This window comes from Variovorax sp. GW821-FHT09A10 (genome assembly GCF_059418385.1).
This window is the reverse complement of record NZ_JBWKPT010000004.1, coordinates 334,653-355,251: the sequence shown is the minus strand read 5'-3', so window position 1 is coordinate 355,251 and position 20,599 is coordinate 334,653. Positions and strand designations below refer to the sequence as shown.

Genomic DNA, 20,599 nt, shown 5'->3' with positions numbered 1-20,599 from the left:
GCCCAAGAAAGCCTGCTCATGACGCCTCAATTTCTCCGCTCGTCGAACACCGGCCGTGGCGCGCATTGGCGCCTCGCGGCGCTGTGCGCCCTGATCCCGCTTGGCGTTCTGGGCTTCGCGCTCAGCACCTCGTCACAGACATCGAACACCACCGACCTCGCCAACGAGCCGCTGGCTACGCGTGGCAACGTACAGGCAAAACCGAACCTGCTTTTCCTGCTCGACAACTCAGGGTCGATGAACTGGAGCTACATGCCGGACAAGCTCGGCGTCTCGTCGGGCAATGCCGACCAACCTTACGCCGAGTGGTATGGCTATCGGACGGCCCAATGCAACGGCATCGCCTACGACCCCTCCTTGACCTATGCACCGCCGCTCAACTCGGCAAAAACGGAGTACGCAGCCTCATCTTTCAATGCGGCCTGGCCTGACGGCTACACCAAGGACTCGACCATTGATCTTGCCAAGGCGACGCCGATCACGACGTCTTCGATCAGCACCGGCACGGGAACGAAAACCTTCACGATGACGACCGGGACTTACAGCAGTTCCACCTTCGCCGTGGGCGATAGCGTCACGATTGCCAGCGGGACGACTTCCGCAGCCAGCATGAGCGGCGTGATCACCGACTGGAGCAGCGTCAACGCCGGGGGAGGAAGAAGGACTTGGTATCTCGAAGTTCTCGTGAGCGATATCACGGGCAGTGGCTCCTACACCGACTGGACGGTGACACTCACACCCACCTACTACACCTATAAAGCTCCCGGCACCCAGGCCGCCGTCAACTGGACCTACAACAGCAACGGCACCGTCGACACCTCCACGACCTTCTACCAGGAATGCACGAGCAACATTGGCGCCACTCCGGGAAGTAACGTCTTCGAAAAGCACACGGTGACGAATGCATCGACGACGGAAGTCAAGACCAACTACGCCAACTGGTATTCGTACTATCGCAAGCGCTATCTTTTGATGCGTACAGCCATGGGACGGGCCATTTCGCCGCTGAACGAAAACTACCGCGTCGGCTTCTCGACCATCAGCGACGTGGGCGTGGTGGATGGGGCCAGCGACGGGGGTTCGGGCACCGGCTACTTCCGCGACGTCAAGGACTTCACTCAAACCCAGAAGGACAACTTCTACAGCAGCCTGTACGGCTCCCAGCCCAGCGGCAGCACGCCGTTGCGTGTCGCCCTCTCCAAGGCGGGACGCTACTTTGGCAAGAAGTTCGACGGCCAATACGACCCGATGCAGTACTCCTGCCAGCGCAACTACGCGCTGCTATCGACCGATGGCTATTGGAATGGCGGCAAGGGCGTCCAGTTGGATGGCACTGAGATGGGGCAGCAGGACGGTGACGAAGTCCGCCCCATGGTGGACAACTCGGTCGGCGTGGTGACAAGGGTCGTTACCTACACAGCGCCCGCAACGGCAACGGAAACGCTGCGCCAGACGCGAACGCTGGACTGGTCGCGCAAGGCGGTCACCGTGGCCCGATCGACGGGCGGTGGAGACTGCTCGAACAAACAGTATCTGATCACCAAAAAGCCGCAGACCTACACGCAGCAAACCGAGACCCAAACGTCCGTGACACCGCAACGCGGCACCGCCACCTACACTGTCACGACTGTGATAACGGGTGGCGTTGCAGGACAGCCGGTGACCAGTCCGATTGCTTATTCAGGCTGGACCTATTCGGGCGTCGCAAACATCACCACCAGCAGAGACACTCTACGTTCCAACCCGACCACCTCCAGCACCGGCTGGTTCGACAATGGCCCGATCGACACCTCGACCTGCTCGGGGACAAGAGGCACATTGAACAACATCGCCTACGACCCAAGCGGCGGCGGTGCTTTGAGTGGCTGGAGCCCTCTCTCGAGCGGCACGCCCAGCAGCACGATCAATACCCCGCGCCAGGATCAGTTCACCGCCAGCGATCCTGCGGACACCCGGTCGTCCACGGGTGGCACCGCCAACACGCTCGCCGACGTCGCCCAGTACTACTACAAGACGGACCTGCGCAACGGCAGCAACTGCACGTCCACCTCGTCCAGCAACGGTTCTCAGGACGTGTGCGCGAACATCGTTCGCACGACTGCCACCGACCTTGCCACCTGGCAGCACATGAACACGTTCACCATCGGTCTCGGTGTGAGCGGCACGCTGGCGTATGACAAGGACTACCTGACACAAACGGCTGGCTCCTATGCCGACATCGTCCGTGGTCCGCTGAACTGGCCATCGCCAGGCAACACCGAATCCACCTCGGGCAGCGGCGGCGACGCCCGCAACGTAGACGATCTGTGGCATGCCGCAGTCAATGGACGCGGTCAGTATTACTCGGCGCTGAATGCCGGCTCACTGGCCGAGGCCATCAACGGTGTCGTCTCGACGGTCCAACAGGTGGCCGGTGCCGGTGCCGCAGCCTCGACCAGTTCGCTGGAACTCGTGGCCGGGAACAACAACCAGGTCTTCCGGGCCAGCTACACGACCCAGGCCTGGACCGGTGACCTGCAAGCCTATGCGCTCAACGGCGCGGACGCCACCATCGGCGCACGCGCCTGGTCCGCGCAAGCGCTGTTGGATGCCGCGACGCCCGCAAACCGCAATATCTATTTCAACAGCAGTGGCACCCTGCAAGGCTTTACCTACAGCAATCTGGGCTCCACGCTGCAGGCATATTTCGACAATCGAATGTGCTCGACCAGCTTGACGGCGACCCAGTGCTCGCGGCTGTCCGTGAATGACAAGGCCACGGCGAATTCTGGCGCCAACCTCGTCAACTATCTACGCGGCGTTCGGACGCACGAATCGCAGAGTGTCAATGCCTCCGTTGCGGCGCTCTATCGCAAGCGGGAACATGTGCTGGGCGACATCGTGAACGGTGCTCCAGTGCATGTCGGCAAGCCACCATTCCGCTATGCGGACACGGGCTACGCGGACTTCATTGCCGCGAAGGCAACACGCAAGAATGTCGTCTACGTCGCGGCCAATGACGGCATGCTGCACGCCTTCTCGTCCGACACCGCAGACGGCGGCACCGAACTCTGGGCTTTCGTCCCCACCGCGGTGATGCCCAATCTGTACAAGCTGGCGGACTCCGCCTATGGCGCCAACCACCAGTATTTCGTGGACGGTGCGCCGGTGATGGCTGACATCAAAGTCGGTACCACATGGAAGACCATCCTCGTGGGTGGACTCAACCTTGGCGGCAAGAGCTACTACGCACTGGACATCACGGACCCCACCAGTCCCTCAATGCTGTGGGAGTTCACCGACGACAACCTGGGCTACAGCTATGGCAACCCGGTCATCACCAAGAAGGCGGACGGCACCTGGGTGGTCGTGTTCGCCTCCGGGTACAACAACACCTCGGGGGACGGCAAGGGCCACTTGTTCGTGTTGAATGCCAACACCGGCGAGAAGCTACATGACATTCTGACCACCGCCGGCAGCTCTACTACGCCCAGTGGGCTGGCCAAGATCAACGCATGGATCGACGACGCAGCGAACAACACAAGTAAGCGCTTCTACGGCGGCGACATGCTGGGCAACCTTTGGCGTTTCGACATTGACGGCCTGATCGAGCCGAAGCATGCAGCCCTCAAGCTCGCGACCTTCCAGGTCGGCACGACACCGCAGCCGATCACAACGAAACCGGAAACCGTGGAGATTGCAGGAAAGCCGGTAGTCATCGTAGGAACCGGCCGCTATCTGGGCCAGAACGACATCACGAACTCCACGCAGCAGAGCATTTATGCAGTGAAGGACCCGCTGACCAACAACGGGTGGGGCGACGTTCGCGCCGATACGACGAATTTCGTGCGGCAAACCTTTACGCTAGCCGGAACAGAAGCCGAGGCGCGGACCGCATCAGTTTCCAACAATGCGGTCAACTTCTCATCGAAGGCAGGGTGGTGGATCGACTTGCCGCATGGTCGCGAACGCATTGCGACCAACCTGGGCTTGCAGCTGAACACTCTTGCGATTGCGACCGCCATTCCCAATGGTGACGCCTGTGCTTCGGGAGGTTCATCGTGGCGCTATTACCTCAACGCGGCCAATGGCGGCGTGGTGACTACCAACCCCTCAGGGACCCTGTGGAGCGACAACTCGCTGATCGTGGGAATGAGCTGGGTGAAAGACAGCAACGGGAACATCCGCATCATCTATCAGCGGAGCAATGGAGATCTAGGGTCAGAAGTTCCCCCGGTCCCGCCCTCGTCGGGAGGGGGCTCTGCACATCGGACTTCATGGCGAGAGCTGGTGAACTAGATGTAGCGTCTCAACTAGGTGTTTCCCGAAACGGAGAAGGAACATGACCGCGAAGCCAAACCATCTTCTCCCAGTCACACCGGAGAACCATCTGGGGGCAGCCACGCATAAAGAGATGCCACTTGCTGCCCGGGAGTTAGGGCCGGCATCGAGGTCCCAGCTTCCGTCATGTCCCGTACAGCTTGTATGGCTGAGGTGCTGAGACTCGTTTCGCACTCGGTCGCAGCAGCGGAGCGACAGTTGTTTTGAGATTTCTCCCGTCTCATCTTCCAACGTCGATTCGGAACTGAGCGGAGTTCCATTTTTGGAAGGGACGACCGCCGGTCTGGACGCAAACAAACGTGGTCGGTGGCTGCACAGCAGCTTGGCAAATTGTCCAACTGCAGGTGCTGTGCCATGCAAGAACCCACCCTGTTCATCAGGGTGGATGTTTTCAAGGCCGAACTGCTCGTTTCACTGGGGCCTGAGCATCGACCTCGCAGCGTGAGCAACACTGCGCCTAGCATTGCCAGCTGGCTGGCAGAGGTGCCGCCCGGCGCCCTCATCGCGATGGAGTCAATAGGGCGGTATCACGGGTTGTCAGCCCATCTGGCAATCCAAGCCGGCCTGAAGGTGTACGTGCTCAATGCACGCGACGTGTACTTCTACGCCCGGGCCCTGGGCACCAGGGCCAAGACCGATGGTGTGGATGCCGGGGTCATTGCCCGCTATCTGATCGAGCATCATGAACGTCTGCACCCCCGGCAGCCAGCCAGCGGCTGCAGGACCTGCCAGTCCGTCGGGCACAGCTGGCGACGCAACGCTCGGCCTTGAACCAGATCGTGGGTGGCGTAGATGCTCGAGGCATCGATTCCAGTGGCGTGTACCAAGCCTTCAATGCGTTGCTGGACGCGATAGACGAGAAGGGGCTGGAACTGATCGTCAGCAATGCACGACTGCGTAGCGGATGCCAGAGATTACACACGATCATCGGCATCGGTGCGCAGACTTCGGCGTTGCTGGCGACGTAGCAACAAACAGGCTCATTCTCGAACAAGCACCAGATAGCTGCCGCAGCAACACTACCAAGGTTCGAGCAAAGGAGTCACAGACTGCGCATCCCGCATTCCTAATATTTTCAACCCAATACAGGAAGCGCAACCAATTTCAGCTCTGGATAAGCCGAATCAGAAGAAATTCTCCGCCAATCTTCTAAAACTTGGTCGCAAACACGAGGCGCTTGGGTTTTGCATATCAAAGCCAACGAATGTGCTGCTGACTCTGGCGCTCCATTCAATGCTGCCGCAATCGCATACCGTGTCAGCACCGACGGCTGACCAAATCGCTTCGCAACCTCACCCATCCAGAGAACTTTCTTTTCGGTCATGCCCCGCTCAGGCACGGTTCTGGCGAACTCCGAATAATCTCGCAAATGAGTTAAAAAAGTTGGCTTGTAAGCCTCCCAACCTTCTTCCGGATGAAAAATCCCGGAAATTTCCATTCGAGTGCGGCGCCAGTCATTTTCAAATCGAATATATTCATTTGAAATCACAATAAATCCCGCCAACGTAAATGCACCAATCCCAGCAAGCCCTCTTCGAAATAGAAATTGAATTTTTCTATTCCCCTTCAACTCAATCACTTCAAATCGACTTAACGCCCCCACGAAAAAACAAGTCGGCAGCAAAACATAAGCATAGGCTAGCGGATATTCAACCATGGCATGACAAAAAACAAACCCCACCGCGAGCAGAACACTCCATGACAAAGGATCCCGGCAGCTTTTAATTTGCTGCCTAAACCAGAATATTAGCCAAATAGAAAATATCACCGCTACAGGCAGCCCAGCCGAAACAGCAACATCCATCCCAACATTGTGGGCTGAGTCAAAAAATACGTAAGTCGCAGGATACTTCAATGCCGTGGTTTGCTGCGCCAGCGGAACTTGCCCCCAGCCATAGCCGAGCCACGGGGATTGGCTGACAGCATCCATCATGCTTCGCCAAAGATCGAAGCGACTGTCTTTATTCACCCGGTCAATCAACGAAGGCGGCGCCTTCAATAAAAGCACCTCATTGAGCAAAGGCCACGTGAACATAGTCAAACAAAAAATTCCACTCAAAAATAGAATTGATTTTCCAGATGTGCGAAAATGAATTCGTTGTCGAAATCCCCAGTACAAGGCCCACAAAAAAAATAATGCGAGAACAGTCATTCGAGATTGTGTCATCGCAAGGCCAAAAACCAAAAACGCGCCCAGCAATGTTGCCGAATATGCATTCAGCACCTTATTTTCAAACAAGAACAAAGTGCAAGCCACACCCAGCAAAAGAACTGTCGCAAGCTGATTTGACTGCGCCAAATTAGCGCCGTACCTTCCCTTAATTTGTGAATTGGCGACAAATTCGGAAAGAAAATTCAAATCAAGCCATTGAATCAATGAAACTCCAACCGAAAGAATGCCAGCGACGACTAATGCAAAAATCACCGGCTGAATTTCTTGTATTGGGTTTTTCAATTTACTATCACGCAAAAAAATTGCCGCAGAAGTCAACGAAACAAATGCCGCAGAAATGTACAACCACGAAACCCACCCGTCACCAAAAAATAAAATCTTCCCAACCGCCATCTGCAGCAATGGAGTAATTGAGAGAAAGAAAATGAGGATTGCGATTTTCGGAACAGCTGTCCGCCTCCAAATCACATAGCACCCCAACGGAAAAAATCCAATTCCAATTAAAAATTCATTCCTAAAAGCAGGCCAAGGCATGAAGTGATCCGGGACAAGTATGCTAGAAATCAGCATAGCCCCCAAAAACAGCATCATCCGCTCTCTCATTTTCATTAAATTTCCAAAAAAAAACGCTCCCGAGGGAGCGCTTTTTGATTTTCAACCAATTAACCGCGGCACGAACCGGGCAGGTATTTCGGAGGAATGCTTGTGCCATCCGTGTCCTTACCGCACCTCCAAGCGAAGATTGTCTTACCCGCGCCGCTGGCGGCAGCGAGGGCAGTCGTAGCGTCCGTCAAAGGAACAAGTGTCAACGCATCTTGAGATCCAGCCGTCAGTTGTGAGATACCTTGTGACGTCACGGTGACCTTGCCATTGGCATCGACTGCGATGCTCTTGACATACTTCGACACCGTCACGCCCGAAGCGGCGCCGCCGTCGCAAGGGAACATTGCGGAGGTCAGGGTCGTCGCAGAAGTCGACTGAACAGCTTCTGTAACGGTGGTCCGGCAAGATGAAGCTGCCAGCACAATTTCAGAAACCTTGGCACGGACCGTGTAGTCCTGATACGCCGGCAGAGCCACAGCAGCCAAGATACCGATGATCGCCACAACGATCATCAATTCGATCAGGGTGAAACCCTTTTGCACATTGCGTGCGATAGAACGACGGTTCATTCATTAACTCCAGGTTGGTTTGTAGAGCCCGGGAACCAGCCCGGAGCGGAGTAACTTCCGCAGCATCCGTGCCACCCGGCTTCCCCACCCTGCAGCCCCCGATCAGGCCGTCTTTGGTCACAAGATGGTTACATGATGTGACACAACTCGCACTCAGATGCCAATTGTGTCGACAAATTTGTCATACCCGGCCGGCTCCGGTCAGAAGGTCAGCACCCCGTTCGCCTTGAGCCAGCGGATGTCCCGCTGCGCCAACCCCGCCACTTCCCGCCCCGCCAGCATCTCAATCTGGCTCATGATTTCTTCGGTCTCTGCCGGCTTGGTGTGGGTGATGTAGATCGGGTATTGCTTGCCCGGGTCGATGTGCGCCAGTTCGTGCGCCAGCGCCACCGGCGACAGGTGCAGGCTGCGTTCGGCCAAAGCCTCCTCGCGGGAGCTGAAGGCCGTCTCGATGACCAGCATCGCCACGTCGATCGCGTTGACGCGCTCCCAGAACGGCGGGTTGCGTTCGGTGTCGCCGCTGAAGACCCAGTGGGCGCCGCCTTCGGCCCGACGGATGGCGAAGCCGCAGGCCGGCACGGTGTGGACGGCCGGCAGCACCTCGATGAGCTTGGGGGCGTCGGTGCCCAGCTCGAGGCACTGCCCGACCGCGATCTCGTGAAAGCTCACGAACGGCGATTCGGGGCTGGGAATGCGTTCGAAATTCGGCCAGATGACGTTGTTGAACACATGCGCGCGCAGCGCGTCGATGGTGGCTTTCAGGGCATGCACGCGCAGCGGCCGGGTGCGGCGGCTGCCGACAGCGTCGAGCATCAGGGGCAGGGCGGCGATGTGGTCGAGGTGCGAGTGGGTGAGCACCACGTCGTCGATGGCGGCCATCTCGTCGAGGGTGAGATCGCCGACGCCCGTGCCGGCGTCCACGAGCAGGTCCGCATCGACCAGGAACGAGGTGGTGCGGCAGTCCTTGGCGATGGCGCCCGAGCAACCCAGCACGCGTACCTGCATTGTGGAAGACCCCTTGGTTGCGTCTGTCGTCATTTGGTGTCGAACCGGGTGGCGCCGTCCCAGTCCGGGTCCTGCGGGCGTAGCGCCATCGAGGCTAAACGCTGGGCATAGAGCTGGTAAAGGACTTTTTTGGCATCCGCGGCGAGCAGGGGAGCCAGCAAGTTTCGGCCCAGCGCCCAATCCTGGCGGCGGTAGGCGGCGAGCACCTGGGTCCAGCGGTCGAGCTGCTGCCGTGTGGTGTCCTGCGCTTCAGCGCCGACCTGCGCCGAAAGCGGGGTGTAGATGGCGACGGCCTGGGCCTTGCCCTTGACGCGCACGCTGTCGAGCTCCTGCCAGACGAACCCGGGCGCCGCCTCGCGGGTGGCGCCGCTGGCCACGATCTCGACCCCGTAGTGTCCGCTCAGGCCCTCGAGCCGGGACGCGAGATTGACCGCGTCGCCGACCACGGTATAGCTGCGGCGCGCGGTCGAGCCCATGTCGCCGACGCTCATGAGGCCGCTGTTGAGGCCGATGCCGGCGCTGATCTCGGGACGGCCGTTGGCGCGGTGCTGGCGGTTGATGTCGTGCACGGCGGCCGCCATGTCGATCGCCGCCTGCACGGCGAGTGCGGCGTGGCCGGGCGTGTCGATCGGCGCGCCCCAGAAGGCCATGACGCAGTCGCCCATGTATTTGTCGACGGTGCCGCGGTGCGCGCTGATCACCTCGGTGAGCCGGCTGAAGACGGTGTTCAGGAAGGCCTGCAGCTCGGCCGGCGCCATCTGCTCGGACAACCGGGTGAAGTCGCGCATGTCGCAGAACATCACGGTCATTTCCTTGCTCTCGGCGCGCATGCTGTAGCGGCCGGGGCGCACGAGCATTTCGTCGACCAGTTGCGGCGGCACGTAGGTGCCGAAGAGCCGCACCAGCCCGCGCCGCGCGCGCGATTCGACGAAGTAGCCCCAGCTCATGTTGAGCGCAAAGGCCAGCGCCACCATGACGAGCGCCGACGCCAGCGGAAGCACGAGGCTGTGGCCGATGTAGAGCCAGGTGTTGAGGCCGACCAGCGCGGCGACCACGCCCGCGCCGAGCAGCACGGCGCGCGATGCCGACAGCAGCGACAACCCGAAGGCGAGCACGAGTCCCGCCGCCAGCACGGTCAGCACTTCGTAGCCCGGCGCATAGTCGGGCACGGCCAGCAGGCGCCGGTCGAGCAAGCCCGAGACGATGTTGGCGTGCACCTCGACGCCCGGGAACGCAGCACCGACCGGGGTGGCGCGCAGGTCCTGCAGGCCGGGGGCGGTGGCGCCGAGCAGGACGATCTTGTCCTTCAATTCACCCGGTGCCAGACGGCCTTCGAGCACATCGGCAGCGGCCACGTAGCGGAACGACCCTGCACGCGGACCACCAGGCCCACGGAACGGCACCTGCAGGCTGGCGGTCTGGTCAACCGGGATGCGCAACGACCCGAGCACCAGCGCCTGCAGGCGCGGAAAGTTGCCGTCGCCAGCCACGAGCGCCGGCCGCACCGGCGGCGAGCCGTTCGCGATGCGGTACACCGCCAGTGCCAACGATTCGTAGTGCCCGGGCGCCGCGTGCTCGCCTTCGTAGCGGGCGATGAGCGGCACGCTGCGGATCACGCCGTCGTCGTCGCCGTCACCGACCAGGGTGTTCAAAAACCCCGCGACTGGCGCCGCGCGCCCCAGCACCGGCAGGCTGGCGCCGAACCCGTTCCAGAGCGTGACGAAGGAAGCCTGAGGCGGAAAGGCGTCGGGCGGCAGCACCGGCGTCGCCGGCAGCAGTCCCTTGGCGCTGGGTTGCTCGGTGCGCGTGAAGTAGTAACCCAGCGCCACGGGCTGGCCGCGCAGGGCCTGGGCCAGGGTCGCGTCATGGTCGAGAGTCGGCGCGAGCTGGTCGATTTCGGCGGAAAGGCCCGGCACATCACGCAGCGGGCCGGCCGCAATTTCCTTCAGGCGCCCGAGGCCGGAACTGCGGTCGGGCTCGAGAAACATCACGTCGAAACCGAGCACGGCCGCGTGCTGGCGGGCGAGCAGTTCCGTCGTGAGGCTGGCGATCTTGTCGCGCGGCCAGGGCCACTGGCCCTCGCGCGCCAGGCTGGCATCGTCGACATCGACGATCACGACCCGCGTGTCGGGCGTGCCCGGCATGGTGGCGCGCAGGCGGGCGTCGTAGATCAGGTGGTCCAGGTGCTCGATCACGCCCAGCCGCCAGACACCGGTGGCATGGAGCAACGCCAGCACCACCGGCAGCAGCGTGATGGCGATGCGCGGCCAGTGCCGCCGCAATGCGCTCATGGCCAGTCAGCCTTGGACAACGGATGCCTGTCGGCGAGAAAACGGAGGGCGGAGCGGGGCGCCGGGCGCGGCTCAGATCCGAACGAACTGCATGCGCGTGGCACCGCCGAGTTCGAGCACGTCGCCTTCCTGCAGCGCGACGGCTTCGGCGCCCAGTTGCACGCCGTTGAGCGTGACGCTGCCCACGACAGTGGCAGCCACGTAGCCTTGCCGGCGGCGCGTGACGACGGCCACGGCCACGCCGGGCTTGCCGATGGTGGTGACCACTTTCTGCAGCGGGACGTCCTGGCCTTCGTTGGCGCCCGAGAGCACGCGCAGCATGGGCACGCCCAGCTCGACCAGCGCGCCCGATTCGGTGGGCGCCGACGAGAGCGGCATCGGAGCGGAATACTCGGAGAGCGAGGCCCGCACGGAGCCGGGGCCGACCATGAGGTTGCTGTGCGAGCGGAAATGGATGCGGCAGCCGCCGACCTCGATGACGTCGTTGTCCTGGAGCGCCTGCTTCTGGATGGCCAGCGCATTGACGTAGGTGCCGTTGGTGCTGTTGAGATCTTCAATTTCGACTTCGCCGCCGCTCATGTGCAGCACGGCATGCTCGCCGCTGACGGCGAGATTGTCGATCACGATGTCGTTGTAGGCGCGCCGGCCCAACGTCGTGCGATTCTTGGCGAGCGCCACTTGACCGATGACGACGCCATCGACCGAAATGATCATCTTCGGCATGGCCGATTACTCCCCGTTTGCAAAGATCCAGCACCGTCAGGCGGCGCAAACGGTCCGCCGCCTGGGTTGGCTGCTACATGGCCCCGCGGGTCGCTTCGCTGACGCCCGCCTTGGCCAGAACAACTGAAATGTTATCCCGTCCGCCATTGTCGTTTGAAATTGCAACCAAAAGTGAAGCCATCTCCTTGAGCCCGAGATCGCGAGTCAAAAGCGTGAAAAGCTGCGCATCCGACACCATCTCGCTGAGCCCGTCGGAGCACAGCATGTAGAGATCGCCCGGCCTGGCGCTGTGCTCGTGCATCTCCAGCAAGACCTGGGCCTCCACGCCCACGGCCCGCGTCACGAGGTTGCGGGTGGGGGAATTCAGGGCCTCTTCGGGGGTGATGGCCCCGGCGTCGAGCTGCTGCTGGCGCAGCGAATGGTCGCGCGTGAGCTGCTCCAGCTTGTTGTTGCGCAGGCGGTAGCAGCGCGAATCGCCGATGTGCCCGACCACCACGCGCTGCGGGCGAAACGCCGCCAGCACCAGGGTCGTGCCCATGCCCCGCAGTTCTTCGTGAGTGATGCCGGCCTGGAGGATGGCGCCGTTGGCCTCGTCGGTGGCCGCCTGCAATGCACGCCGGACCACGCGGGCGGGTGCCTGCATGCCGGCCTGGGCGAACCACCGGCCGAAGCTCGCGTGCATCAGCGAAATGGCCATGGCACTGGCCACCTCGCCGCCCTTGTAGCCGCCCATGCCGTCGGCCAGCAGCGCCAGGCCGAGGGCCGGGTCGACATGCACCGCGTCTTCGTTGTGGGCGCGCAGGCGCCCGACATCGGTCAGCGCCGCAAACTCCCAGCTCAGCGCCGGTCGACTGGAGAAAAGGGAAACGCCAACACCTGCCATCGTTTGTCAGCGCTCGCTTTTTAGAAGATCAGTGCGCAGCAGCGCGTGCGCGCCGTTGCAGGAGGCGGCCCAGACCCACGACGATCACCACGCCGGCGATGGCGCCCGCATAGTGCATCCAGGGGTTGGCTGCCAGCATGTCGTGCAGCGACACATCGCTCACGATGGTCTCGCCGCCGACCCAGCCGATCAGCGCGGCGCCCAGCATGACGATGATCGGGAAACGTTCCATGAGCTTGATCATGAGCGTGCTGCCGAAAATCACCAAGGGGATGCTGATGGCCAGACCCAACACCAGCAGCACCATGCTGCCTTGCGCCGCGGCCGCCACGGCGATCACGTTGTCCAGGCTCATCACCAGGTCGGCCAAGAGGATGGTCCGCACGGCCACGAACATGCTGCCGTATTCCTTGGACTCGCCTTCGCCCTCGTCGTCCTCGCTCAGGAGCTGCAGGCCGATCCACAGCAGCAAGGCTCCGCCGATGATCTGCAGGTAAGGCAGCGCGAGCAGCTTGGCCGCCACCACCGTCAGCACGATGCGCAGCACCACGGCCGCGCCCGAGCCGAACAGCACGGCTTTTTTCTGTTGCGCAGGCGGCAGCGATCGCGCCGCCATGGCGATCACGACGGCGTTGTCGCCCGACAGGATGATGTTGATCCAGACGATCTTGATCAGACCGATCCAGAAGTCTGTGCTTTGAAGAAGTTCCATGTCTCTGATCCCACTGTGTTGTATTGAAAAAAGCGCCCGCAACTCAATGCGGGCGCTTTCTTATTTCTGCGTGGTATTGCGAGCGGCGGGAGCGCCGCCAGCGGTCCTGGTGCTTTTTACAGCTTGCCCTTGAGCAGCTTGGCGAGCTCCGAGAAGTTGCGCGTCACGGTGAAGCCGCACTCTTCCATGATGGCGAGCTTGGCTTCGGCCGTGTCGGCACCGCCCGAGATCAGCGCGCCGGCGTGGCCCATGCGCTTGCCGGGAGGGGCGGTGACACCGGCGATGAAACCGACGACCGGCTTCTTCATGTTGTCCTTGCACCAGCGGGCTGCGTCGGCTTCGTCCGGGCCGCCGATTTCACCGATCATGATGACGGCGTCGGTTTCGGGATCGTCGTTGAAGGCTTGCATCACGTCGATGTGCTTCAGGCCGTTGATCGGGTCGCCGCCGATGCCGACTGCCGACGATTGGCCCAGGCCGATTTCCGTCAGTTGAGCCACGGCTTCGTACGTCAGCGTGCCCGAGCGCGAGACCACGCCGATGCGGCCCTTGCGGTGGATGTGGCCGGGCATGATGCCGATCTTGATTTCGTCGGGCGTGATCAGGCCAGGGCAGTTCGGGCCCAGCAGCAGGGTCTTCTTGCCGCCGGCCGCTTCCTTGGCCTTCATCTTGTTGCGCACTTCGAGCATGTCGCGAACCGGGATGCCTTCGGTGATGCAGATCGCCATGTCCAGGTCAGCTTCGACAGCTTCCCAGATGGCGGCCGCGGCGCCTGCCGGCGGCACGTAGATCACCGACACGGTGGCGCCGGTCTGCGTGGCGGCTTCCTTCACCGAACCGAAGATCGGGATGTTGAAGATCGACTCGCCGGCCTTCTTCGGGTTCACGCCGGCCACGAAGGCGTTCTTGCCGTTCGCGTATTCCTGGCACTTCTCGGTGTGGAACTGACCGGTCTTGCCGGTGATGCCTTGCGTGATGACTTTGGTGTCTTTGTTGATGTAGATCGACATGACTTGTTCCTTAGGCCTTCTTGACTGCTGCCACGACCTTCTGGGCCGCGTCCGCCATGGTGTCGGCGCTGATGATCGGCAGGCCCGACTCGGCCAGCAGCTTCTTGCCTTCGACTTCGTTGGTGCCCTTCATGCGCACGACCAGCGGCACTTGCAGGTTCACGGCCTTGCAGGCTGCGATCACGCCGGTGGCGATGGTGTCGCACTTCATGATGCCGCCGAAGATGTTCACGAGGATGGCTTCCACGTTCTTGTTCTTCAGCATGATCTTGAAGGCTTCCGTGACCTTCTCGGGGGTGGCACCGCCGCCCACGTCCAGGAAGTTGGCCGGCTCGCCGCCGAACAGCTTGATGGTGTCCATGGTGGCCATGGCCAGGCCGGCGCCGTTCACCAGGCAGCCGATGTTGCCGTCCAGCGAGATGTAGGCGAGGTCGAACTTCGAGGCTTCGACTTCGGCCGCATCTTCTTCGTCCAGGTCGCGCAGGGCCACGATTTCGGGGTGGCGGAACAGCGCGTTGCTGTCGAAGTTGAACTTGGCGTCCAGCGCCATGACGTTGCCCTTGCTGTCACGGTTGAGCGGGTTGATCTCGACCAGCGAGGCGTCCGTCTCCATGTAGCAGGTGTAGAGCTTCTTCAGGATGTCGACCGTCTGGGCGGTCGAATCGGCCGGCATGCCGATGCCGTCGGCGATTTCCTTGGCTTGCGCGTCGGTCAGGCCGTCCTTCGGATCGGCGTAGACCGTGATGATCTTCTCGGGGGTGGAATGGGCCACTTCCTCGATGTCCATGCCGCCTTCGCTCGAAGCGATGAACGCGATCTTCTGCGTCGCGCGGTCGGTCACGGCCGAAATGTAGTATTCCTTGTTGATGTCGGCGCCGTCTTCGATGTAGAGGCGACGCACCTTCTGGCCTTCAGGGCCGGTCTGATGGGTCTTGAGCTGCATGCCGAGGATCTCGCCAGCCAGCTTCTTGACGTCTTCGATCGACTTGGCGACCTTGACGCCGCCGCCCTTGCCGCGGCCACCCGCGTGAATCTGGGCCTTGACGACCCAGACCGGGCCTCCAAGCTTCTGGGCGGCCTCGACCGCCTCCTGAACCGTATAGGCCGGAATGCCGCGCGGCACCGGCACGCCGAACTTGGCAAGGATTTCCTTGCCTTGGTACTCGTGAATCTTCATGAGGGATGTCTCTCGGAAGGAGGAGGTTGAGAACGGGAGATCGGGAGTGAGACTGTTGTTTCTGCTCTGTTGTTCGCGGGCGACGGCAGCCTGACGGCTGGGGGCGGCGAACAACCGCGGACTGTATCATGGTGCGCCGCACCAATACTTGATGCGCGGTTGCGGTCAATACGTACTTTCTTCTAGCCACCCTACGCATACTCCGATATGGCCAAGGTTTTCATCGACGGCGAAGCCGGCACCACCGGCCTGCAAATTCGCGAGCGGCTGCAAACGATGCCGCAGATCGAGCTCGTGAGCATCGCGCCCGAGCTGCGCAAGGACGTGGCCGCCAAGCGCGAGCTGATGGCCGGCGTCGACCTCGTGGTGCTGTGTCTGCACGACGACGCGGCGCGCGAGTCGGTCGCGCTGATCGACCAGCTCCCGGGCAAAAAGCCCAAGATCATCGACGCCTCGACCGCCCACCGCATCGCGCCGGGCTGGGTCTTCGGCTTCCCCGAACTCGTCGAAGGCCACTGGCAGGCCGTGGCCCAGGCCGACCGCGTCGGCAACCCCGGCTGCTACGCCACCGGCGCGATCGCCATGGTGCGCCCGCTGGTCGATGCGGGCCTGCTGCCAGCCGATTTCCCGGTGTCGCTGCCTTCTGTGAGCGGCTATTCGGGCGGCGGCCGGACCATGATCGAGGACTACGAGGGCGGCAAGGCGCCGCTGTTCGAGACCTACGCGCTGGGCCTGAAGCACAAGCACATCCCCGAAATCATGACCTACACCGGCCTCACGCGCCGCCCGGTCTTCATTCCGTCGGTGGGCAACTTCAAGCAGGGCATGCTGGTGCAGTTGCCGCTGCACCTCGACCTGCTGCCCGGCAAGCCCAAGGCCGGCGACCTGCAGGACGCCCTGGCCGCGCACTATGCCAAGAGCAACACGCCTGAGCAGTTCGTGAAGGTGCTGCCGCCGACCGACGACGGCAAGCTCGACGCGCTGGCGCTCAACGACACCAACCAGCTCGAGATCCGCGTGTTCCCGAACGAGGACCACCGCCACGCCGTGGTGATCGCGCGCCTGGACAACCTGGGCAAGGGCGCCAGCGGCGCCGCGGTGCAGAACCTCAAGCTGATGCTGGCGCTCTGAGCCCCCGCTTCAAGCGCTGACAAGAAGGAAAGGCCGGCCCGCAAGGACCGGCCTTTCTGCTTTCAGTCGGCCCGCATCGTGCCCGTGTCGCGGTAGCGCACGTGCCACGAAAACGCTTCTTCGAGCCGGTGCGGCGTGTGGCCGCCGCAGGTCGCCACGGCGCGCGCGTGGTAATCCTGCAGCATCGCGCGGTACGGCTCGGCCGCGCAGTTCGCGATGATCGCCGCCGCCCGTTCGCGCGGTGCCAGCCCGCGCAGGTCGGCCAGGCCCACCTCGGTGACCAGGATGTCGACGTCCTGCGGCGCATGGTCCACGTGCGACACCATCGGCACGATGCTCGACACCGCGCCCTGCTTGGCGACCGACTTGGTCGCGAAGATCGACAGGTAGGCGTTGCGCGCGAAGTCGCCCGAGCCGCCGATGCCGTTCATCATGTGCGTGCCCAGCACGTGGGTCGAGTTGACGTTGCCGTAGATGTCGGCCTCCAGCGCCGTGTTCAGCGCGATGATGCCCAGGCGCCGGATGATCTCCGGGTGGTTGCTCACCTCCTGCGGTCGCAGCACCAGCCGGTCCTTGTAGCGCGCCAAGTCGCCGAACACCTGCCGCGCCTTCGCGGGCGACAGCGTGATCGACGAGCCCGAGGCGAAGTCCAGCTTGCCGGCGTCGAACAGGTCGAAGGTCGAGTCCTGCAGCACCTCCGAGTACATCGTGAGGTGCTCGAACGGCCCCGCGCCCAGCCCCGACATCACTGCGTTGGCGACCGTGCCGATGCCCGCCTGCAGCGGCAGCAGCCGCTCGGTGAGCCGGCCCTGCGCCACCTCGCGCTCGAAGAAGGCCACCAGGTGCGCCGCGATGGCCGCGGTCTCGGCGTCCGCCGGCAGCACGGTGGAGGTGCTGTCGGCCTTGTCGGTGATGACGATGCCCAGGATCTTCTCGGGCGGGATCTCGATGGCGCTGGTGCCGATGCGGTCGTGCGGCGCCACCAGCGGCATCGGCTCGCGCTGCGGGCGGTGCTTGGGAATGAAGATGTCGTGCAGGCCTTCGAGCGCGGTCGACTGCGAGGTGTTGATCTCGACGATCACCTTGTCGGCCAGGATCGCGAAGCTCGCGCTGTTGCCGATCGAGGTGCTCGGCACCAGCGCGCCGGTCTCGGTGATGGCCACGGCCTCGATGATCGCGATGTCGATCGGCGGAATCTGCCGCGTGCGCAGCATCTCGACCGTTTCCGACAGGTGGTGGTCGATGAACATCACCTCACCGCGGTTGATCGCCTGGCGCAGCACGGTGTCGACCTGGAACGGCATGCGCCGGCTGATGGCGCCGGCCTCGGTGAGCTGGCGGTCCACGTCGCCGCCGAGCGAGGCGCCCGTCATGAGCGTGATCTTCATCGGCGCGCGGCGCGCGCGGGCCGCGAGCGCCAGCGGCACGGCCTTGGCGTCGCCGGCGCGCGTGAACCCGCTCATGCCGACCACCATGCCGTCGCGAATCCATTCGGCGGCGGCTTCGGCGGTGGTGATCCTGCTGCGCAGGGCGGGCAGGCGGATGCGGTCTTCGTGCGGCATGGGGGACAAAACGTCTTTCTTTCGTCAGGCAGGAAAAAGAAAAGCCGGCACCGCGCGCGCGGCGGGTGTCAGCGCAGGAAGTAGTCGACCGGCACCAGCGGCGCCGGCGCCGGGGCGCCCACCGACTGGCACAGGTCGATCTCGAGCGTGCGGCACAGGGCCTCGAGCGGCAGGTCGTTCGACTCGGTGCCGAAGGGCTCCTCGATCTCGTCGCCGAGCGCGTCGAGGCCGAAGAAGGTGTAGGCCACGATCAGTACCACCACCGGCGTCATGAACCCGACCGAGTCCGCCAGCCCGAAGGGCAGCAGGTAGCAATACAGGTACGCCGTGCGGTGCAACAGCAGCGTGTACGAAAAAGGAATGGGCGTGCTGAGGATGCGCTCGCACGACGCAGCCGCCGCACTCAGCGCCGACAGCGTGCCATCGACGCCCGCCGCCAGCGCCGGGTCGATGCGCCGCGCGCGCAGCGCTTCGCGCAGGTCGGCGCCCATGTGCATCAGCAGCGCGTGCGGCCGGTTGGCGACCTGCGTCAGGCCCTGCCATTCCGCTTCGCGCAGGAAGGGCCGGGTGTCGGCGGCGGCATCGGTGCCGCGCAGCTGGTGGCGCAGCGCATGGGCGAAGGCTGCGGCGCGCAGGGTCATGCGCACGCGCAGGTCGTCCAGGCGGCGGACGGTGTCGGCGCCGGCGTTGACCGGCGCATCGCCGTCGATGAGGCTCTGGCACTGGCGCGCCAGGTTGCGCGAACGCAGGATCACCTCGCCCCAGAGCTTGCGCGCCTCCCAGAAGCGGTCGTAGGCCGCGGTGTTGCGAAAGCCCAGGAAGATCGCCAGCGGCAAGCCGAGCAGCGCGAAGGGCACGGTGCCCAGCGGGATCTTGATGGAGCCGAAGCGCCCGTGCAGCACCGTGACAACGATGGCCACGATCACGTTGAGCGTCAGCGCCGCGGCGATGCGCGGCAGGACGGAGCCCCGCCAGGACAGAAACAGCTTGAGCCCGGACGGGCGTTTCCGGACGATCATGAAAGCGGGGAGTGGGGCAGACAGGGAGGCATGGAGGCCGCGCACACCGCAAGGCCCGCGCGGGCGCTGATTGTCGCCGAGGCGTCAGCGCCGCAGCTGCTGCACGCCTCAAGACCAACGAAGACGGTCGGGCTCAGCGCACGAGCCACAGCCCTATGCCTAGGAGGACGGCCTGCGCAGCCAGCGCGATGTAGAAGAGCTTGCGCGAGGGCGTCGCCATCTCCTGCAGCACCTCGTGGATGCGGCGCGTGAGCAGGGCGCGCAGGGCAGGGTCTTCGCCCGTCGCAGGCGTCGTCGCACCGTGCGCGGCACGCTCCTGCTGCCACTCGGCCAGCATGTCGCTCAGGGGCAGGCGGCCCAGCACGAAGCCGACCACCGCGCGCACAGCCCGGCCTTCGCCGAGCACCGGCGCGAGTTGCTGGCACAGGGCGTCGGGCGAGAGCCAGTCGGCCACGCGCTGCAGGCCGCCGTGGGTGCGCGGCATGGCTTCGATGCGGCCCGCGATGGCGTCGCCCAGCCGCTGCGACACGGCCTCGCCGCGCGCCGCGACCAGGTGCTGCATCGCGCGGGCGCGGCCCCGTTGCACGCCGAGCAGGAAGTACACACCAATGAACAACGACAGCAGCACGGCCACCAGCAGCGGCGGCGACATGATCAGCGCCAGGATGGCGCCCGCGCCACCGGCCCGCGCCGCGGGGTTGCCCGAGCCTTGCAGCTGGCTCAGGTAGTAGAAGAACACGCCACCGCCGAGGAACAGGCCGATCAGCGCGCCCTTGATGGCCGAGCCGGCGAAGGCGAAGCCGGCCTTGGCGCCGGTGCGAACGAGAGACTGCGGTTGGGCGGGTTGTGACGACATGAACGGGTCCTCCGGTTTTTTTGGAAAGCCGCCTCCTGGGAGGCCGGTCGCTGGCGATCATGCCACCGCCTTCCCGCACCATAATCGCGCCACACAACAACGAGGAGGATCGCCATGGGAACCGTCAGATTTCAGAAACCGACCGCTGCATTCGTCGCCGCCTCCTGGGCCGCGCTGATCATCGGCGCCATCGTGTACCTGCTCGGGCTGTGGAATGCCGCGATGCAGCTCAACGAGAAGGGCTACTACTTCACCATCCTCATGTACGGCCTGTTCTCGGCCGTGTCGCTGCAAAAGACGGTGCGCGATCGGCTCGAGGGCATCTCGGTCACCGGCATCTACTTCGGCCTGTGCTGGGTCTCGCTGCTGCTGTCGGTGGGCCTGCTGGCCGTGGGCCTGTTCAACGCCTCGCTGGCTGCGAGCGAGAAGGGCTTCTACGCCATGGCCTTCCTGCTGAGCCTGTTCGGCGCGGTGGCGGTGCAGAAGAACGTGCGCGACATCGCCGCGTACAAGGCCGAGAACCCGCTGGCCGACGACGTCACGGCCACCGAGTAAGCCAGGCCGG

The 20,599-nt window shown here is 63.3% G+C and carries 17 protein-coding genes; 5 read left to right on the top strand and 12 right to left on the bottom strand.

The features are described 5' to 3' along the window. The first annotated feature begins 18 nt into the window (after positions 1 to 18). The 3 genes from AC07Q9_RS18335 to AC07Q9_RS18325 all read left to right on the top strand — a co-directional run bounded on the left by AC07Q9_RS18335 (position 19) and on the right by AC07Q9_RS18325 (position 5,288). A complete protein-coding gene (locus AC07Q9_RS18335; RefSeq protein ID WP_495311156.1) occupies positions 19 to 4,278 on the top strand; it encodes a pilus assembly protein in 4,260 nt (1,419 codons plus the stop codon). 396 nt (positions 4,279 to 4,674) lie between these two features. After that, the gene (locus AC07Q9_RS18330; RefSeq protein ID WP_495311154.1) at positions 4,675 to 5,091 is read left to right on the top strand and encodes an IS110 family transposase; all 417 of its coding nucleotides are present in this window, start codon (positions 4,675 to 4,677) and stop codon (positions 5,089 to 5,091) included. Next, positions 5,088 to 5,288, top strand: coding sequence for a hypothetical protein (locus tag AC07Q9_RS18325; protein WP_495311153.1), 201 nt, complete (start codon positions 5,088 to 5,090; stop codon positions 5,286 to 5,288). Before AC07Q9_RS18330 ends, AC07Q9_RS18325 begins: the two co-directional genes overlap by 4 nt. Positions 5,289 to 5,395: 107 nt before the next feature. Here AC07Q9_RS18325 and AC07Q9_RS18320 read toward each other — a convergent pair whose 3' ends face one another. The 9 genes from AC07Q9_RS18320 to sucC form a co-directional block, all read right to left on the bottom strand. Further along, entirely contained in the window at positions 5,396 to 7,084 is a 1,689-nt protein-coding gene (locus tag AC07Q9_RS18320) for a PglL family O-oligosaccharyltransferase (RefSeq protein WP_495311151.1), read from the bottom strand. A 71-nt stretch (positions 7,085 to 7,155) separates the two neighbouring features. After that, a complete protein-coding gene (locus tag AC07Q9_RS18315; protein WP_495311149.1) occupies positions 7,156 to 7,665 on the bottom strand; it encodes a pilin in 510 nt (169 codons plus the stop codon). Between the two features lie 201 nt (positions 7,666 to 7,866). Further along, positions 7,867 to 8,670 carry a 3',5'-cyclic-nucleotide phosphodiesterase gene (locus AC07Q9_RS18310; protein ID WP_495311147.1) on the bottom strand — a complete coding sequence of 268 codons (804 nt, stop codon included), beginning with the start codon at positions 8,668 to 8,670 and terminating at the stop codon, positions 7,867 to 7,869. A 29-nt stretch (positions 8,671 to 8,699) separates the two neighbouring features. Beyond that, positions 8,700 to 10,961: a CHASE2 domain-containing protein gene (locus AC07Q9_RS18305; protein WP_495311145.1), complete on the bottom strand. Its 2,262-nt coding sequence runs from the start codon at positions 10,959 to 10,961 to the stop codon at positions 8,700 to 8,702. Between the two features lie 72 nt (positions 10,962 to 11,033). Next, positions 11,034 to 11,684, bottom strand: coding sequence for an FHA domain-containing protein (locus AC07Q9_RS18300; protein ID WP_099794133.1), 651 nt, complete (start codon positions 11,682 to 11,684; stop codon positions 11,034 to 11,036). Between the two features lie 73 nt (positions 11,685 to 11,757). Next, on the bottom strand, positions 11,758 to 12,567 hold the full coding sequence (locus AC07Q9_RS18295; RefSeq protein ID WP_489060603.1) for a Stp1/IreP family PP2C-type Ser/Thr phosphatase: 810 nt from the start codon (positions 12,565 to 12,567) through the stop codon (positions 11,758 to 11,760). A 28-nt stretch (positions 12,568 to 12,595) separates the two neighbouring features. Then, on the bottom strand, positions 12,596 to 13,279 hold the full coding sequence (locus AC07Q9_RS18290; RefSeq protein WP_489060601.1) for a TerC family protein: 684 nt from the start codon (positions 13,277 to 13,279) through the stop codon (positions 12,596 to 12,598). A 116-nt stretch (positions 13,280 to 13,395) separates the two neighbouring features. After that, complete coding sequence (sucD, locus tag AC07Q9_RS18285) at positions 13,396 to 14,289, bottom strand: succinate--CoA ligase subunit alpha (protein WP_495302569.1); 894 nt, start codon at positions 14,287 to 14,289, stop codon at positions 13,396 to 13,398. 10 nt (positions 14,290 to 14,299) lie between these two features. Next, positions 14,300 to 15,466 (bottom strand): ADP-forming succinate--CoA ligase subunit beta, encoded by a 1,167-nt coding sequence (gene sucC / locus AC07Q9_RS18280; RefSeq protein ID WP_489060597.1) that lies wholly within the window; start codon positions 15,464 to 15,466, stop codon positions 14,300 to 14,302. A gap of 207 nt (positions 15,467 to 15,673) precedes the next feature. Between sucC and argC the strand changes: the two genes are divergently transcribed. Continuing rightward, the gene (argC, locus tag AC07Q9_RS18275) at positions 15,674 to 16,597 is read left to right on the top strand and encodes an N-acetyl-gamma-glutamyl-phosphate reductase (protein ID WP_062475332.1); all 924 of its coding nucleotides are present in this window, start codon (positions 15,674 to 15,676) and stop codon (positions 16,595 to 16,597) included. A 62-nt stretch (positions 16,598 to 16,659) separates the two neighbouring features. Here argC and scpC read toward each other — a convergent pair whose 3' ends face one another. The 3 genes from scpC to AC07Q9_RS18260 all read right to left on the bottom strand — a co-directional run bounded on the left by scpC (position 16,660) and on the right by AC07Q9_RS18260 (position 20,034). Further along, positions 16,660 to 18,159 carry a succinyl-CoA:acetate CoA-transferase ScpC gene (scpC, locus tag AC07Q9_RS18270; RefSeq protein ID WP_495311144.1) on the bottom strand — a complete coding sequence of 500 codons (1,500 nt, stop codon included), beginning with the start codon at positions 18,157 to 18,159 and terminating at the stop codon, positions 16,660 to 16,662. A gap of 68 nt (positions 18,160 to 18,227) precedes the next feature. Beyond that, positions 18,228 to 19,178 (bottom strand): bestrophin family protein, encoded by a 951-nt coding sequence (locus tag AC07Q9_RS18265; RefSeq protein WP_495311142.1) that lies wholly within the window; start codon positions 19,176 to 19,178, stop codon positions 18,228 to 18,230. 133 nt (positions 19,179 to 19,311) lie between these two features. Continuing rightward, positions 19,312 to 20,034 carry a hypothetical protein gene (locus AC07Q9_RS18260; RefSeq protein WP_495311141.1) on the bottom strand — a complete coding sequence of 241 codons (723 nt, stop codon included), beginning with the start codon at positions 20,032 to 20,034 and terminating at the stop codon, positions 19,312 to 19,314. 114 nt (positions 20,035 to 20,148) lie between these two features. Between AC07Q9_RS18260 and yiaA the strand changes: the two genes are divergently transcribed. Continuing rightward, complete coding sequence (gene yiaA, locus AC07Q9_RS18255; RefSeq protein ID WP_095747315.1) at positions 20,149 to 20,589, top strand: inner membrane protein YiaA; 441 nt, start codon at positions 20,149 to 20,151, stop codon at positions 20,587 to 20,589. The last annotated feature ends 10 nt before the right edge of the window (positions 20,590 to 20,599 follow it).

Excerpts from the sequence above, each read along its gene's own strand:
- AC07Q9_RS18335 (WP_495311156.1), top strand. The coding sequence starts at position 19 with ATGACGCCTCAATTTCTCCGCTCGTCGAACACCGGCCGTGGCGCGCAT.
- AC07Q9_RS18330 (WP_495311154.1), top strand. The coding sequence starts at position 4,675 with ATGCAAGAACCCACCCTGTTCATCAGGGTGGATGTTTTCAAGGCCGAA.
- AC07Q9_RS18320 (WP_495311151.1), bottom strand. The coding sequence starts at position 7,084 with ATGATGCTGTTTTTGGGGGCTATGCTGATTTCTAGCATACTTGTCCCG.
- AC07Q9_RS18315 (WP_495311149.1), bottom strand. The coding sequence starts at position 7,665 with ATGAACCGTCGTTCTATCGCACGCAATGTGCAAAAGGGTTTCACCCTG.
- AC07Q9_RS18310 (WP_495311147.1), bottom strand. The coding sequence starts at position 8,670 with ATGCAGGTACGCGTGCTGGGTTGCTCGGGCGCCATCGCCAAGGACTGC.
- AC07Q9_RS18305 (WP_495311145.1), bottom strand. The coding sequence starts at position 10,961 with ATGAGCGCATTGCGGCGGCACTGGCCGCGCATCGCCATCACGCTGCTG.
- AC07Q9_RS18300 (WP_099794133.1), bottom strand. The coding sequence starts at position 11,684 with ATGCCGAAGATGATCATTTCGGTCGATGGCGTCGTCATCGGTCAAGTG.
- AC07Q9_RS18295 (WP_489060603.1), bottom strand. The coding sequence starts at position 12,567 with ATGGCAGGTGTTGGCGTTTCCCTTTTCTCCAGTCGACCGGCGCTGAGC.
- AC07Q9_RS18290 (WP_489060601.1), bottom strand. The coding sequence starts at position 13,279 with ATGGAACTTCTTCAAAGCACAGACTTCTGGATCGGTCTGATCAAGATC.
- sucD (WP_495302569.1), bottom strand. The coding sequence starts at position 14,289 with ATGTCGATCTACATCAACAAAGACACCAAAGTCATCACGCAAGGCATC.
- sucC (WP_489060597.1), bottom strand. The coding sequence starts at position 15,466 with ATGAAGATTCACGAGTACCAAGGCAAGGAAATCCTTGCCAAGTTCGGC.
- argC (WP_062475332.1), top strand. The coding sequence starts at position 15,674 with ATGGCCAAGGTTTTCATCGACGGCGAAGCCGGCACCACCGGCCTGCAA.
- scpC (WP_495311144.1), bottom strand. The coding sequence starts at position 18,159 with ATGCCGCACGAAGACCGCATCCGCCTGCCCGCCCTGCGCAGCAGGATC.
- AC07Q9_RS18265 (WP_495311142.1), bottom strand. The coding sequence starts at position 19,178 with ATGATCGTCCGGAAACGCCCGTCCGGGCTCAAGCTGTTTCTGTCCTGG.
- AC07Q9_RS18260 (WP_495311141.1), bottom strand. The coding sequence starts at position 20,034 with ATGTCGTCACAACCCGCCCAACCGCAGTCTCTCGTTCGCACCGGCGCC.
- yiaA (WP_095747315.1), top strand. The coding sequence starts at position 20,149 with ATGGGAACCGTCAGATTTCAGAAACCGACCGCTGCATTCGTCGCCGCC.